The organism is Galbibacter mesophilus (genome assembly GCF_023721415.1).
In the GTDB taxonomy this organism is placed as follows: domain Bacteria; phylum Bacteroidota; class Bacteroidia; order Flavobacteriales; family Flavobacteriaceae; genus Galbibacter; species Galbibacter mesophilus.
The window spans coordinates 184,463-200,541 of the sequence record NZ_JAMQVC010000002.1; the positions used below are offsets into that span (position 1 = coordinate 184,463).

Consider the following 16,079-nt stretch of genomic DNA (forward strand, 5'->3'; position numbering starts at 1 on the left):
ATACTTTTTTCCCTTTTATTAAAATCTAACAATGAACAAAAGAGTTATTTCTCTTTGTGCGCTAGGAATATTGTGTTCCATTGCCAACGCACAAGAAAAAAAGCAAGAAGAGGTTGAACAGCTGGAAGAGGTGGTTGTCTCTGATTCTCGATTTGAACTGAAACGTGAAAACTCCGGTAAAACGGTAATTACCATTTCTCAGGAGGAATTACAACGAAATCAAGGAAGGTCGGTTGCTGAAGTGATTAACACAAAAAGTGGCATTGAAATTAATGGAAGCCGAAGTAATGCCGGACAAAATCTAGGGACTTATGTACGTGGTGGAAATAACCGTCAAGTATTGGTGTTGGTTGACGGGATTCAAGTAAGCGATCCGTCATCATTGGCGAACGATTTCGATTTACGTTTACTGGATTTAAATCAGATTGAATCAATAGAAATAGTAAAAGGGGCTGCCAGTACTTTATATGGTAATAGAGCTGCTACGGCAGTAATCAATATTACAACCAAAAATGCAGGCGCTAAAAAGATAGCTGCTAATTTTGAGAGTAGTATCGGTTCCAATCAATCTTCAGAAGAAAGTGATTACAATCTAACAGATTTTTCCAATAGGGCATCCGTTAATGGAACTTTAGGCAAATTTACTTACTTGGCAGGATTTGGAAATCAATATACAGACGGACTTTCAGCAGTTATTGGGGAAGAGAAAGACCCTTTTAACCGCATTAACTCTAATGTTAATTTGGGCTATCAATTTTCTGAAAAATTTTCATTTAAAGTATTGGGATATTACGACAAGTTTAAAGCTGCTTTCGATAGTTCCTTGCCTTTAATGGATACCGATGATTATTCAGAAAGCGAGCAATTTAGAGTAGCTATAAGTCCGGAATATAAATACACCAATGGTAGTGTAACATTGAATGCTGCTTATAACACTATAGATAGGGATGTATATTCGGCTTATCCAAACTCGTACGGAGCTAAAAGTACAGTTGTGGATTTGTTCAATAAATATAACTTCAGTGATCAATTCTATACTATTATCGGACTTAACTATATTAAAAATGAAGCCGTTTTAGGCGCGGACACCGATTTTAGTATTACCGATCCTTATGCCAATGTGGTTTGGGTTTCAGAATTTGGACTGAATGTAAATGCGGGTGGACGTATGAATAATCACAGTGAATACGGGAATCATTTTACGTATAATTTAAATCCGTCTTACACATTAAAATTCGATCAGGATTATGTTAAGTTTTTCGGGTCGTACAGCACATCGTACATTGCACCCACGCTACCACAATTGTTCGGTGCTTTTGGTGCCAATCCCGATTTAGAGCCAGAAGAAGATAGAACTATTGAAGGTGGAGCAGAATACAACACAGATGTTTTTAGGTTAAGTGCTTTGTATTTTAATAGGTTTGAAGAAAATTTTATTGCTTATACTGATATCGGTTATGTAAATTCTGAAGAAGATTTTACGGTTCACGGAGTGGAGGTAGAAACTTCTCTTACCCCCATTGAGTCATTGATTATAGATGCCAATTACACTTTTACAGAAAATAGGGATAAGGTGGCCTTACGTATTCCAAAGCATAAAGCGAATGCCAGTATTCAGTATGAGTTATTTACAAAAACAAACTTTGGATTACAGTATCAATATACAGGAGAGCGATTAGACATTCAGTATAATCCAGACTTTACTTCTCAAAATGTTGAGTTGGATGCATTTTCATTACTGAATTTTAATGTAAACCATAGTTTCTCTGAGAAGTTTACGGTGTTTGTAAACTTTGATAATATTCTTAATGAAGACTACGAAGAAATTTTAGGGTACACTACCCGCGGAAGAAATATAAGAGCTGGCTTTAGGTTAGGTTTGTAGTAGAAAATGAAAGGGCGTAAGCTTTGGCTTACACCCTTTGTTTTTTACAGTTGGTTGACGAAAAGCCCCGATTTATCGGGGCTTTTTTTTAGTTTGCCCCACCTGCTAATTGTTCATCTGAAGGTAAGATGTACATTTCCTTAGAGAATTTTTTAGGCTTTAAATTTGATAAGGTTTTAAAAGTTTTCAGACCCTTAAACTGCTGTGTTCCTTTCGCGTTCATACCTGCTATGTCGTCTAATGTTACTCTTAATAAAACTTCATTGGTATCACCAAAGGGCAAAATATTTGCGGCAAAAGCAGCTTCTTCAATAGTTATATCTGGATCGAAACCATCATCATAATCGTTCTCATTCTGGCTGTTGAATATTTGGAATACAATGGGTTGCATTCCGAAGCTATGATTTGGATTTCTGTTTTCGCTATTTGTATAAGGAGCACCCGAATCGTAGACCGTAATAGAGCCTTCATTTTTACCTGTAGTTGTTTCGCCTATCAATCTTACAGGCATAAAAGGTAACAAACCATTTATGATCATTTCACTGGCAGAAGCAGTGCTGTTTGAACCAATTACGTATAACCTATTCAATGTGGTTAACCTATTCATAGGAATGTTTTCGCCTGTATATTCGAAGGTGGATTTATCGAACAAAAATACTTCATCAAAGAACGGATAAGCGAATCCTTCTTCTTCATCTCGTTTAGAGTTGTATTGCAGGTTAGCAAAAACAGTGTTTGTAGATCTGTTTCCGTCAATCATACTTGCCAAAAGAGCAGCTGTTAAAACAGAACCTCCTCCATTATAGCGTAAATCCAAAATCAATTCGTTAATACCCTCAGCTTTAAAATTGGCAAAAACATCATTGAGTTCACTATGGTAAGTTCCGACAAAACTGTTATAAACTAAATAACCGATTTTTTTGCCATTTTCTTCAATTATAGAATGAAAATGCACTGGGTTTTCGTTCAGCTGAACGGCCGTAAGATTTATATCTGAACTTCCTTTCACAAAACTTCCACCTTCAACCGTCCCTATTCCAATAGAAACATTGGGACTGGTTGGTGATAATAATTCATTGGCTTCACTAAATTCGTCAATGGTAAGTTCAATCCCATTCACTTTATAAATTAAATCCCCGCGTTTAACTCCGGCTTGTTCGGCAGGGGAATTTGGAATGACGTACGAAACAAAAACTACTGCCAAACCATCTCCGTCAGCTTGAATAATTTTTGGTTTTATGTTCAATCCAAAAGATTCAGAAATTCCAGCGAAAGCATTTTGTTGTTCTTCTACATCTTCAATAAACCATGAGAAGTCATCTTCTTTACTGAAAACAAGAGCGTTAAAAAGATCTTCAGGAGTGGAATAACTGTTAAGAAAGTTGAAATAAGAATTTTGATTATCATTTTTAGAATCGGCTAAATCGGCTACTTGATCTTGGTAGTAATACCAATAATTCATTCCTTCCCAAACAAAATCATTTATTTCGTTATCAAGAGTAGTAGGACCAGAAGCGTCATCATCATTACTACAGCTGTAGGTAAAAATCAAAGCAAAAATTAGTGCCCATTTTAAATTAAAGAGCTTTTTCATAGTGTATTTTTTAAAAATTATAATCAGTCAACTTAGGCTTTCAGTCGCTTAACTTATTAAAACCTATCAATTTGCGTGCCGATTATTCGTTAGCGTTATAAGCGTAATATTACTTACATTTATTGAAATAAAAAATTTATTGTAACAAAAACTAGCTTAGTTCGTCTTGAAAGTAGAGAGTGATGTAAAACATTGCTTAACCAAACCAAAAAATGCAACAAACGGAGTTTTTACATATTGTTACACCCTTTAAGGATAAACTGTTTCGGTTGGCAAAACGGCTGTTGGTTTCCACGGAAGAAGCCGAGGACGCCACACAGGAAGTGCTTTTAAAATTATGGTCGAATAAAAAAAAGATACATAATTATAAAAATATAGAAGCGTTTGCCATGACAATGACTAAAAATTATTGTTTCGATAGGTTAAAGTCCAAACAGGCGGGGAATTTAAAATTGGTACACACCAATTACGAGGATAACAACACCTCTCTTCAGAAAAAAGTAGAGGTAAACGACAGCCTCGATTGGATGCAAAAAATAATGAATGCCCTACCGGAACAACAACGGATGGTTTTACAACTTCGGGATGTGGAGCAATATGAATATAATGAAATTGAAGAAATGTTAGGTATGAACCCAACGGCAATACGGGTAACCTTATCGAGAGCACGTAAAGCAGTTAGGGAGCAATTATTAAAAAAACACAGTTATGGCATCAGTAAATAAGAATAAGAATTCTAAAAATAAAAACGTGAGAAGCATGTTTGATAACAACGATGCTCAAAAGAAATACTCCGTTAAGGAGATAGAACAACTATTGGAAAAATATTTTGAAGGTGAAACATCCATTGCTGAAGAAAATGGATTGAAACATTATTTTTCTCAAGATGGGGTAGCTGACCATCTGGAAGAGTACACACCGCTTTTTACTTATTTTTCCGTAGCCAAAGAAGAGAAAAGCACGCAAGACGTTCCATTACAACCTAGAAAAAATAGAACATATTTAAAATGGATTTCTGTTGCAGCCGTGGTTGCTATTGCCTTTGGAGTTTATTTAAACAGACCTGAAAGTCCGCAAGTGGTGCTTCAAGAGGAGTATTCACCAGAGGAAATTAAGTCTGCTCAATTGGCGCTGGCCTTGTTCACCAATAATTTTAACAAAGGAACGCAGGGTGCAGCTTATTTAAAAGAATTTGAAAAAAATACGAATCGTTTTTTACCCAATGAAAGTTCGAGGAATTAAAGAAACGTAAAGGTTCCTCAAAAAAACAATAAATTTAAACAGATGAAAAAGATAATTTTAATAGTAGCCTTGGCCATAGCGCCACTCTTTTCCCAAGCACAGTCTATTTTTGACAAGTATTCGGAAAACAACGAAGTAACCTTTGTTGCTTTGCAGCCCAAAATGTTTCAGATGTTGAGTAAAATCAACATCGATACAGACGATCCCGATGCGGAAGCCGTATTTAAATTGGTGAACAACATCACGAGTTTTAAGGTGATTACTACGGAAAACCCAAAAATCACCAAAGATATCGATGGTTGGGTAACCAATCACTTAAAAAGTTCGTCTTTTGAAGAATTGATGCGTGTACGCGATGGTGAATCCAATGTGAAGTTTTACGTAAAAGAAGGTGCCGACGAGAATCACGTAAAAGAGTTGCTCATGTTTGTAACCGACCTTAATTACGAAGAGTTGGAATTCAACGGAAAAAAACCAGAAACGGTATTACTTTCTTTAACGGGTAACATCGATTTACGCCAAATTTCGAAACTTACCAGTAAAATGGACCTTCCTGGCGGAGATCAACTGGGGAAAGCCGGAAATAAAAAATAAATTTTAGAGTTTAGTCATGCTGAGCTTGTCGAAGCATTCTTAAAGTTTGAAAAGCCCTTCCATAAGCTCAGGGTGACATCAATTATCGAGAATTTAGAATGAAATTTAAAATGAATAACATGAAAAATATAAAGAATACGATAGCATTCCTTCTTTTGGCAGTCATTTTGGTTGCTTGTGGCGATGGAGACCCAAGCCTTCAAGAATATTTTGTAACCAGAGGGGAGAACCCGAACTTTATTTCTTTGGATATTCCGTCCAGTATTTTGGATGTAAATGAAACTTCATTGGACGATAAACAGAAAGAAGCGTACGAATCCGTTAGGAAATTGAATGTATTGGCTTTTAAACTAAATGATGCCAATAAATCTGAATACGAAGCAGAGAGAAATACGGTACAAGACATTTTAAAAGATGAAAAGTACGAAGAACTGATGGTTATTAACAGCGGAAAAAACAAAGGCGTAGTAAAATTTTTAGGAGATGACGATTCTATTGATGAAGTGATTCTTTTTGGTAGCGACGATGAGCATGGTTTTGCTTTGGTACGTGTACTGGGAAAAAAGATGAAACCCGAAAATATGATGACTTTGGTTGAAGCAGTGGAAAAAGGAGCTGTTGGAACGGGAGGCCTTGAAGGGCAACTAAAAGGAATTTTCAACTAAAAATGTAACTATCTTTGTGGTTTTAGGTAATTGACAGTAATGAATAACGTAGAAAACAAAGAGTTTCTTTTAAAGTTAGCCTATGCAAAAATGCCCTTTGGGAAATATAAAGACCGATATCTTGTGGATATTCCTGAGCCCTATTATGTTTGGTTCAAACAAAAAGGTTTTCCAAAAGGTCAATTAGGAAAACAGTTGGAGGCCATGTACGAGATAAAAGTAAACGGCTTGGAAGGTCTAATCCACGGAATACGAAAAGCAAAATAGCGATTTTTTAAGCAATAGGTGAAAGTCGAAGTGCTGTAAAAAACAATAGTAAAATCAAACGGCCAGAGGGCCGTTTTTTTAATTCTTATTTGTATTTTTGCCGCGATATTTTTAAGAAGCTTTTTTGAGGCTTTTTTCAGGGCATAGCGAAATTTAAGACAACTAAGAATAGATAAATGGCAGATACCAAATACATTTTTGTTACGGGTGGTGTAACCTCTTCATTGGGGAAAGGAATTATAGCAGCATCATTGGCGAAACTTTTACAGGCTAGGGGGTATAAAACTACAATTCAGAAACTCGACCCATACATCAATGTAGATCCGGGAACCTTAAATCCTTATGAACATGGAGAATGTTATGTTACCGATGACGGTGCAGAAACCGATTTAGATTTAGGTCATTACGAGCGTTTTTTAAATGTAAACACTTCTCAAGCAAATAACGTTACTACTGGAAGAATTTACCAAAGTGTTATTGAAAAAGAGCGTAAAGGTGAATTTTTGGGGAAGACCGTTCAAGTTGTTCCCCATATCACAAACGAAATTAAAGAACGTATCCAAATTTTAGGTAAAAGCGGAGATTATGATATTGTGATTACTGAGATTGGTGGTACAGTTGGTGATATTGAGTCGTTGCCATATATTGAAGCTGTAAGACAGTTGATGTGGGAGCTTGGCGATAACAACGGCTTGGTTATTCACTTAACGTTGGTGCCTTACTTGTCGGCTGCTGGAGAGCTTAAAACAAAACCTACACAGCACTCTGTAAAGACGTTGATGGAAAGCGGAATTAAAGCTGATATACTAGTTTGTAGAACAGAACATGAGCTTTCAGATGATCTTCGTGAAAAGCTTGCTTTATTTTGCAATGTGAAACGTGAAGCGGTTATTCAATCCATTGATGCTTCTACAATTTATGATGTTCCTAATTTAATGTTGGGCGAAGGACTTGACAAAGTTGTTCTTAAGAAGTTGTCTTTGGAAGAGCGTTCTGAACCCGATTTGGTACGTTGGGATCAATTTTTAGATCGTCATAAGAATCCGAAAGATGAAGTTCATATCGGGTTGGTAGGAAAATATGTTGAGCTTCAGGACAGTTATAAGTCTATTTTAGAGGCTTTTATCCATGCCGGAGCAGAAAATGAAGTTAAAGTGAATGTAGAATACATTCATTCAGAATATATTGATACAAAAGTCCTTCAGAATAAAATTGCCAAATTAGACGGTGTTTTGGTAGCGCCTGGCTTTGGTGAACGTGGAATTGAAGGGAAGATAGAAGTTATAAAGTATGCCCGTGAAAACGATATTCCTTTCTTGGGAATTTGTTTGGGAATGCAAATGGCAGTGATTGAGTTTGCCAGAAACGTTTTGGGTATTAAAGATGCCAATTCTACGGAAATGAATGCTGGTTGCAAAAACCCTGTTATCGATTTAATGGAAGAGCAGAAGAACATTACCCAAATGGGGGGAACTATGCGACTGGGAGCTTGGGATTGTAATATTGCTGAAGGTAGTTTGGTAGAAAAAATATACGGTTCCAATGCTATTTCCGAACGTCATAGACACCGTTACGAATTCAATAATAAATACAAAGAGCAAATTGAGGCTGCCGGTTTAAAAGCTACGGGATTAAATCCTGATACTGGATTGGTAGAAGTGGTAGAATTGCCTACACATCCTTGGTTTGTTGGGGTACAATATCATCCCGAATATAAAAGTACGGTGGCAAACCCGCATCCATTGTTCGTTGGGTTTGTAAAGTCTGCTTTGCAGCACAAATTGAATAAATAGTGTCAGTTTGACATAAATAAAGGTTTTGGACATATCTTTGAAAGCTAAATAGCTAAAGAAGATTGTCCTTCTTTTTTAAAGAAACAATCTAATTAATCGTAATTAAATGGAAGAAAAGAAATTTGACATCAACTCAATACTTGGTTTTGTGCTAATCGGAGCCATTTTAATTTGGGTGATGTACAATAATCAACCTACTGAAGAAGAAATTCAAGCAGAGAAAGCAAAGCAAGAGCAGGTTGAAAAAGCAAAGCAGGAAGAAAAAAATGCAGCGGTAATCGATGAGGTTCCTTCAGTAGATTTACAAGATTCTACTGCGTTGGAGCAGTATAAAGGTACTTTGGGTGCATTTGCTTACTCAGCAACGTTACCTTCAGCCAATGATAATGTTACTACCTTCGAAAATGATTTGGTTCGTTTTAAAATCAGTAACAAGGGTGGACAGATAGTAGAAGCTGTGCTGAAGAATTTCAAGACATTTGATTCTATCCCAGTTTACTTGGTTAAAGATGGAAACGCAACTTTCAACTTAACTTTTGGCACAACAGACAATAGAACGTTAAATACTCAAAACCTTTATTTTGAGCCCAAGTTAACTAAGAATGGGGAAAATCAAGTGCTCTCCATGAAGTTAAAGACTGCTGCGAATAAATTTTTAGAATATCGTTACGAATTAAAGCCGGACGATTATTTAGTGGATTTTACCATTAGATCTCAAGGGTTGAATAATGTAATTAACAGTTCGCAGCCGGTAACCCTAGACTGGAATTTAAAAGGAATTCGCCATAGCCGAAGTATAAATTATGAAAATCGTTATACCCGTTTAACGTACCAACATGACGGAAGTACGAGCAAACTTTCCCAAGGTGGGGATGACGATGAAACTGAAAAAGATGTTAAATGGATTTCTTACCGTCAGCATTTCTTTAGTTCTATTTTGGTAAATGCCAATGCAGGCTTTTCAGAAGCAGCTCTTACTTCAAAACAGTTGTTTGAGGACGAAGGTCCGGAAGAAAAGTTTGTAAAAATGTACACTACAACAACTCCATTAGAATTAAAAGGAGGGGAGTTGAATGAAAACTTAAAGTGGTACTACGGACCAACCGATGCTAGAATCTTCAAAAAGTACAAAGATTATAATTTAGCAGATTCCATTCCATTTGGTTGGGGAATCTTCGGTTTCATAAATAAACATGTATTTACACCGCTATATGACTTTCTGAGTTCAGTTTTCCCTTACGGAATTGCCATTATTGTTATGACGATTATTGTAAGAATTGCTTTGTCGCCGGTTACCTACAAGTCGTATGTTTCCCAAGCTAAAATGAAAGTAATAAAGCCAGAGGTTACTGAAATTTCCCAAAAGTATAAAGACAACCCAATGAAGCGTCAGCAAGAAACTATGAAGCTTTATAGAAAAGCGGGCGTAAGTCCTATGAGTGGTTGTGTTCCGGGATTATTACAAATACCCGTATTTTACGCATTGTTTATGTTTTTCCCAACGGCTATTATGCTTCGACAAAAACCATTTTTATGGGCAGACGATCTTTCCTCTTATGATATAGTGTATGAATTCCCTGAAGGATTTAGCATTCCATTTTATGGAGATCACGTGAGTTTGTTCCCGATTTTGGCTTCTGTGGCTATTTTCTTTTATATGAAAATGACTACCGGTCAACAACAGGCAATGCAGCAACCGGCTCAAGAAGGAATGCCAGATATGGGTAGCATAATGAAGGTGATGATTTACATTTCACCAATCATGATGTTGTTTTTCTTCAATAATTACGCGAGTGGATTGAGTTTGTATTATTTTATATCTAACTTAATTACCATTGTGATTATGTTGGTTATTAAGAACTATATCATTGATGATGAGAAAATCCATGCGAAGATTCAGGAAAACAAGAAAAAACCTAAAAAGGAGAATCGTTTCCAGAGAAAGATGCGTGAAATGATGGAGCAGGCAGAGCAGCAACAGAAAAAGCGCTAATATTCAAATATGAAAGCATACAAAAAGCCCCAAGATTTTTTAATCTTGGGGCTTTTTGTATGTTGGGAAATTAAGAAATTATCCGTGAATCGTTTCTTTTTTGCTTAAATCTTTCATGATCTGTGCTTCAAATTCCAATAGCGACTGCCATTTTTCATTTACCTTCTCGGTATCGCCATATTTACGGGCAAATTGTAGAAACATGGTGTAGTGATTGGCTTCGCTTACCATTAAGTTTCGGTAAAAGGTAGCCAGTTCTTCGTCTTCCAGTTCTTCAGAAAGTAAACGAAAGCGCTCACAGCTTCTCGCTTCAATAAGAGCTGCATACAACAATTTATTTACAAGGAAATCGGTTCTGCTACCTCCTTTCGGAAAGAAAGTCATCAGCTTGTTAACATAATCGTCTTTTCGATCCCTTCCTAATGTCCAGCCACGCTCCAATATTTTGTCATGCACCATTTTAAAATGACTTATTTCTTCTTTAACCAAAGCAGTCATTTCCTGAACTAACTCAGAATATTCTGGAAATAAAACAATAAAAGAAATGGCTGTGCTCGCCGCTTTTTGCTCGCAGAAAGCGTGGTCGGTTAATATTTCTTCAATGTTTTTCTCTACAATATTTACCCACCGCGGATCGGTAGGAAGCTTTAATCCTAACATAACTCCAATAAATTGTTTGTTTGCAAATATACTACCATTTGCTGGATGTTGCAGGAAATGTGTGGCTCAGAAGATGGTTGAACTTTAAACATCATATTTGTTATGGTAAATTAATAGGTGATTGTTCCCGTAGTTTCCAAAATGGGATTATGGGATGTAAAGCAAATCTACAGACACCAATTTTTGATTCACTAGTTTTACAACGTAGAGATTAGCGTTATTAGTGTCTTCAATGTCCTCATAGCGATCTTCACCAATTATTTTATTTACTAACACGGGAACGGTGTTGCTGTGACCCACAATAAGCACATTTTCATGCCCTTTTTTAAATATCTCCAAGAGGTTTAAGTTTTCCGGTTCGTACTTAATTATGTCCAAATTGTTTTTATATGCGGTTGGCGATGCGGTTTCTACCGTGCGTGTATAGGCTGTGGAATAAATTGCATCAAAAGTTATATTCTTAAAAACATCGCTCCATTTTTTAGCTCTTGCTAAGCCTTTTTCTGTTAAGGCGGGGTCTTTATCATTGGGATTTTCCCTGTTTTTTTCTGCATGTCTTATAAAATAGAGGGTCGTAATGGTATCTGCTTTATCTACATCAGTAGTATTACAAGCAGTTAGTACTATGGCGAAGAATGCGAAAAGTATAGTTTTCATTCAAATGTATATTTATTCAAAGAGGTTCTTGCTTCAAAATTAACATAATGTAGCTTTTGGGCAAACAGAAAACGGTTTAACGAGATTTTCCGAGGTTTCATAGTGTTTCTAGAACTGTGAACTGATAAATTTCGTAGGTGGTTTTAGAAACTCATAATTCATATTTCAAAAAATACCTATGCATTTCATCGAAAAAATAGGTTTTTAAACGATTTTTATTTTTTGTTTAATACATTTGGTATATGAAAATTGAAAACGAATTTTAAATCCGATTCAATTTTTCAAGTAATAAGAGTTTAAGAAGTACCCAAATTTTTTAAAACGCTACTTATGAAAAAGTTAACAGCAACCATCGGAATTTTATTCACGCTATTTACCGCAAATAGCTTCGGTCAAAAAATCAATGCTCCTGAATTGCATTTTGAATTCGCCTGTGTGAATACCTCTTTTAATACATTTAATGCTACTTTTTCTTTTGATGAAAAACCATTTAATGCAGATAATAAATTTTATATTGAGTTGTCTGACAAGAATGGTGCATTTTCATCTCCAACGGTTTTAAAGACAATTGAAGGTGAAAACTTTTCATTTAAGTTCGATGCCTCTTTTTCACTTCCAGAAAAGGTTTACGGAGAAGATTATAAAATTCGTTTGCGAAGTACCTCACCTGCTATTACGGGGCCTTCAACAGCTCCTTTTGATGCTTTTTTCGTACCTAATGAAAATTTGGTGTTAAACGAATATCAAGATGTTAGCTTATGCGGTACATCTGGAGCTACTATAGAATTGAATCAAGATATTGCAGATGAGTATGTGTGGTACAAGAATGGTGAAATTTTGAAGGTTACGAAGGATAATTTTTTAAAGGTGACTGAAGCTGGTGAATACTATGCGGAGCCTTACTATGGAAATTGTACTGGTAAAATATATTCTAATTTGGTTATTGTAAATCAAGGTGAGGCTTTTGAAGTTTCTATTTTGGGAAATAAAAGTATTGAGGCCTGTACAGAAACCAGTATCGTTTTACAAGCTTCCATAGATGAGGAAAACTATATTTATACATGGTTTAAAGACGACGCTAAAATAGATGGCTTGTCTAGTTATATGCCTAAATTGGAATTAGACAATTCCAAAGGGGATAATTTGGGAGCATACAGAGTAGAGATTACCAATGGTGGTGGTTGTACATCTTCATCGGAAACTGTGAATATTCTGCAGAACAAATCTACCATTGTGGAAGTTACTTCACCTTTGAATGCAGTTATCATTGGAGATAATACGGCAACACTTTCCATTAAAACTAATAGTAAAGAGAACGAGATAACTTGGTTTAAAAATAGTGAGGTGATTCCAAGTGCTTTCAACCAATCAAGTATAGTTGTAAGCACACCTGGGGAATATTATGCTGAAGTTGCTTCAAGCAATTCTTGCGCAGGAAATGTAACTTCCGAAACTTTTAGAATCTTCGAGCCAATTGCTTTCAATGCAAGTTTGGTGACAGACGCTGGGTATGAAGCTTGTAAAACCGCTACTGCGACACTTAAAATGGATGGTATTGTAGGAGCTTTAAAAAATGGGGATCGAGTAACCATTGGAGAAGATTACTTTCATAATTTTAATGTAAGATGGTTGAAGGATGGTAATTACTTAAAAAATACTAGCAATTCTTTGGCATTAGACTATAAGGCGAATGGCAATTATCAGGTGGAAATTACTTACAAAGGACAAAGCTATTTGTCTGATAAAAAAGAAATGGTTCTTGGTTTGCCTAGTTTAAACTTACAAATTGAAAGACCTGTAACATGTGCAAACTTAAATGGAGTTCTTTCTGTTACTGCTATAGATGGTGCAAACTACAAGTGGTATAACGGAAACACGCTGATAAATGAAGGAAGCTTAAATAGCCTTACAACCGCCAGCCTTGGCGAGTACCGCGTAGAAGTTGCTTATGGTGGTTGTGCTATAACATCTAAAACCGTAACCTTAGATCAAAACACAGACGATTTGGTAGAGGTTTATCCTGGAGAGCAAATTACGATTTCTCCAGACAGAGTTGTGGAGGCTACGGCTACAGGAGCAGATTCTTATCAGTGGATGGATGCTGAAGGAAATATTCTTAGTAAAACAGCACTGTTTAGTATTTCTGAAGAGGGCGTTTATACGTTAATTGCCAAAGTAGGGGAGTGTGTTGTGGAAAAAACGTTAACAGTGGATTCTAACAATGTCGTGGAAATTCCGAACGTTATTAGTCCAAATAACGACTCAGTAAATGATAAGTGGACACTTCCGCAGAAATTTATCAACGACCCAGAGGTAGAGGTGATTATTTGTGATTCGTACGGGGCAACTGTCTTGAAGACAAATAAATACGAGAATAACTGGCCCAATTCTTCTATGAATAATACCGTAGAAACTCCTGTTTTCTATTATTTTGTTAATAAAAAAGGTAAGAATATTAAAAAAGGTTCTATTACATTAGTGAACTAAAAGCTAAAATTAACCCCAAATTAGTTTAGTTCTATATGGCAAAGAAATACCTACTTACCTTTGGTTTGCTGCTCACGTCGTATGTGCTATTTTCTCAAGTTGAAAACAGAAGCGTTACCGTAGATTGGCGACAGCAAAACCTTGCCAAATACAATCGCTTTTTGGTAAACCCGACCTACAGTATTGTTGGGAACAACACCAAAGCCGTGAGTTTTTGGAGTAGGATTCAGTGGACGGGCATTGAGAATTCGCCGCAAACATACCTGCTAAGCTATTCTGGTAAGGTAGGAAAGAGGTCTGGTGCCGGACTAGGGCTTTATCAACAAAATTTAGGACTGCTTACCGATTCTGGTTTACTGCTTAACTACGCATACAGCGTTCCTTTTAGCGATGAAACATCCTTAACCGTGGGGTTAAACTCCACTATGTTTCGACGCGGACTTAATAAAAACGCCATTAATTCTACCGAGCCTGATCCAGCTGTTTTGGAGAACCAAGACGACTTTTTATGGTTGGTAATGCCAGGGATTAATTTAACGGTTGGAAGCTTCGATGTAGGTTTTTATGCTGAAAACTTATTCGATTATAACTTTAATGACTCCAATACCGTTACCGATTTTTCAGATAAGATATTTTCAGGACAATTGGCCTATAGCAAAACTTTTGACCGTGCAGTAGGCTTTATGGATAATGCCGTTTGGAGAACAGTAGTTTATGGAAAAACACTTCCAAATGAAGACTTTCAGATTGGATTTAATTCCATTATCGATTTACCTTACACCGGTTGGTTCCAAGCTGGTTATAACACAAACTATGGTATTGCCGCTGGTTTAGGGGTTAAAGTTGGTGAAGGGATAAGTATAGGTATTAATTACGAAAACGGTACCAGCAATACAAACAATTCCTTTGGAGCGACTTACGAGGCAATTGCAACTATTGAATTAGGTCCGCGGGAAATGCGTAAAAACCAAGCACCAAGTGGAGGTAAAGCGGTTGCGACTAAAAATGTTAATGAAGAAGATTATATCACGTCTGAAGAGCTTCGTCAAAAAAGAGAAGAGGATGTAAGCAAGATGTTGAATTCTTCATCTTCTGAAGAGGTAGTGGCAGAGAAATCAACAGAATCTACGGAAGATGCTACTTCAAAATACGCCCTTTATGGAAGAGAAGCTAAAACAAATGAAGATAAGAATGAAGTTGTAGATACTTCAGTAAGCAAAACAGCTGCTGAGAATAAGTCAGTTGAAGAGAAATCAACCGAGGCAGCCAATAATAAGTATGCCTTGTATGCAGGTTCCGCCAAGAAAACTTCAGAAAAAAATACAGGAAAATCAGAGGCTACGGAAATTAAAAATGATGTGGCGGATGAATATGCGATTTCTGAAAAAGCTTCAAGTCATAATGAAGTTGCTGATGATACTTCTGAGGAATATGTTTCAAATACATCGGCCACTTCAAATACTGCCAAATCTGAAGAGAGCAACGACGTTTCAGAATATCCTAAAAGTCAAGCATCCGTTACGACTTTAGAAAAAACTGAAAAAACAGATGTGGATGAATACAATGTAGCGGTGCCAACTTCAGCAGTCGTTTCCGCAAATGCTGTGGATAATGTTGATGAGTATGGAAAAGCACCTAGTAATGCTGAAGAAAATAACAAAGCAGTTGTTTATGAAGCGGATGCAGAGGAATATGCAAAGGCAGCCCAAGAACAGTTTAATGCTACCGCTAAAAAAGATGAGAACACAAATGTTAACAATACTGAGACCGCAACGCGCACGGAAGAAGAAATTATTGAGGCAGAGTATCAGGCATTCTTAAGAAAAAGCGATTCGCTGGCAAATACTATTCAGACCAAAAGTGTAGATAGCACCGCAGTAACCGCAGAAATTTTTGGTGCAGATACAAGTTATAAAACCATAAGCAGTGCGCCGGGGATTGAAAAAGGGTTTTATTTGGTTGTCAATGTCTTTTCTAAGGCGTCCTATTTTAATGAATTTGTAGACGATTTAAGAAGTCGTGGTTTCGAGCCTAAATTCTTTATCAATCCGGAAAACGATTATTATTATGTGTATTTATATAAAGCCGACCGATACTTAACCATAAAAAGCCTGCAACGCAACAATGTAAACGACACTTATTTTGCCGATAAATGGGTACTTTGGGTAAAATAGGGGTCTCTAAAATAGATAGGTATTGTTGTTGCTAGGCGCTTAAGCTCTTTTCAGATTTTTGGGAAGGG

13 protein-coding genes are annotated in these 16,079 nt (G+C 36.5%); 10 read left to right on the forward strand and 3 right to left on the reverse strand.

What is annotated here, in order from left to right; all coding sequences use genetic code 11:
* Nucleotides 1–31 precede the first annotated feature (31 nt).
* Entirely contained in the window at nucleotides 32–1,885 is a 1,854-nt protein-coding gene (locus NDQ75_RS07750; RefSeq protein WP_202026907.1) for a TonB-dependent receptor plug domain-containing protein, read from the forward strand.
* 88 nt (nucleotides 1,886–1,973) lie between these two features.
* Here the strand turns inward: NDQ75_RS07750 and NDQ75_RS07755 are convergent, their stop codons facing one another.
* Nucleotides 1,974–3,479 (reverse strand): S41 family peptidase, encoded by a 1,506-nt coding sequence (locus NDQ75_RS07755; protein WP_202026908.1) that lies wholly within the window; start codon nucleotides 3,477–3,479, stop codon nucleotides 1,974–1,976.
* 212 nt (nucleotides 3,480–3,691) lie between these two features.
* Here NDQ75_RS07755 and NDQ75_RS07760 point away from each other — a divergent pair, with 212 nt between their 5' ends.
* The 7 genes from NDQ75_RS07760 (at nucleotide 3,692) to yidC (ending at nucleotide 10,033) form a co-directional block, all read left to right on the forward strand.
* Nucleotides 3,692–4,204 carry an RNA polymerase sigma factor gene (locus NDQ75_RS07760; RefSeq protein ID WP_202026909.1) on the forward strand — a complete coding sequence of 171 codons (513 nt, stop codon included), beginning with the start codon at nucleotides 3,692–3,694 and terminating at the stop codon, nucleotides 4,202–4,204.
* Nucleotides 4,188–4,721 carry a hypothetical protein gene (locus NDQ75_RS07765; protein ID WP_242513603.1) on the forward strand — a complete coding sequence of 178 codons (534 nt, stop codon included), beginning with the start codon at nucleotides 4,188–4,190 and terminating at the stop codon, nucleotides 4,719–4,721. The genes NDQ75_RS07760 and NDQ75_RS07765 overlap by 17 nt, the downstream gene beginning before the upstream one ends.
* Nucleotides 4,722–4,763: 42 nt before the next feature.
* A complete protein-coding gene (locus NDQ75_RS07770; RefSeq protein WP_202026910.1) occupies nucleotides 4,764–5,315 on the forward strand; it encodes a DUF4252 domain-containing protein in 552 nt (183 codons plus the stop codon).
* Nucleotides 5,316–5,434: 119 nt separating this feature from the next.
* A complete protein-coding gene (locus NDQ75_RS07775) occupies nucleotides 5,435–5,980 on the forward strand; it encodes a DUF4252 domain-containing protein (protein ID WP_202026911.1) in 546 nt (181 codons plus the stop codon).
* A gap of 39 nt (nucleotides 5,981–6,019) precedes the next feature.
* Nucleotides 6,020–6,247, forward strand: coding sequence for a DUF3820 family protein (locus NDQ75_RS07780; RefSeq protein ID WP_202026912.1), 228 nt, complete (start codon nucleotides 6,020–6,022; stop codon nucleotides 6,245–6,247).
* A gap of 176 nt (nucleotides 6,248–6,423) precedes the next feature.
* A complete protein-coding gene (locus tag NDQ75_RS07785; RefSeq protein ID WP_202026913.1) occupies nucleotides 6,424–8,040 on the forward strand; it encodes a CTP synthase in 1,617 nt (538 codons plus the stop codon).
* Between the two features lie 106 nt (nucleotides 8,041–8,146).
* Nucleotides 8,147–10,033 (forward strand): membrane protein insertase YidC, encoded by a 1,887-nt coding sequence (gene yidC, locus NDQ75_RS07790; protein WP_202026914.1) that lies wholly within the window; start codon nucleotides 8,147–8,149, stop codon nucleotides 10,031–10,033.
* 78 nt (nucleotides 10,034–10,111) lie between these two features.
* On the opposite strand, the gene miaE is transcribed toward yidC, so the two are convergent.
* Both miaE and NDQ75_RS07800 read right to left on the reverse strand, forming a co-directional pair.
* On the reverse strand, nucleotides 10,112–10,693 hold the full coding sequence (gene miaE / locus NDQ75_RS07795) for a tRNA-(ms[2]io[6]A)-hydroxylase (RefSeq protein ID WP_202026915.1): 582 nt from the start codon (nucleotides 10,691–10,693) through the stop codon (nucleotides 10,112–10,114).
* Between the two features lie 147 nt (nucleotides 10,694–10,840).
* Entirely contained in the window at nucleotides 10,841–11,350 is a 510-nt protein-coding gene (locus tag NDQ75_RS07800; RefSeq protein ID WP_202026916.1) for a phosphoglycerate mutase family protein, read from the reverse strand.
* 330 nt (nucleotides 11,351–11,680) lie between these two features.
* Between NDQ75_RS07800 and NDQ75_RS07805 the strand changes: the two genes are divergently transcribed.
* Together NDQ75_RS07805 and NDQ75_RS07810 are read left to right on the forward strand one after the other, a co-directional pair.
* Nucleotides 11,681–13,837 carry a T9SS type B sorting domain-containing protein gene (locus tag NDQ75_RS07805; RefSeq protein WP_202026917.1) on the forward strand — a complete coding sequence of 719 codons (2,157 nt, stop codon included), beginning with the start codon at nucleotides 11,681–11,683 and terminating at the stop codon, nucleotides 13,835–13,837.
* A gap of 35 nt (nucleotides 13,838–13,872) precedes the next feature.
* The gene (locus tag NDQ75_RS07810) at nucleotides 13,873–16,011 is read left to right on the forward strand and encodes a PorP/SprF family type IX secretion system membrane protein (RefSeq protein WP_202026918.1); all 2,139 of its coding nucleotides are present in this window, start codon (nucleotides 13,873–13,875) and stop codon (nucleotides 16,009–16,011) included.
* Nucleotides 16,012–16,079 lie beyond the last annotated feature (68 nt).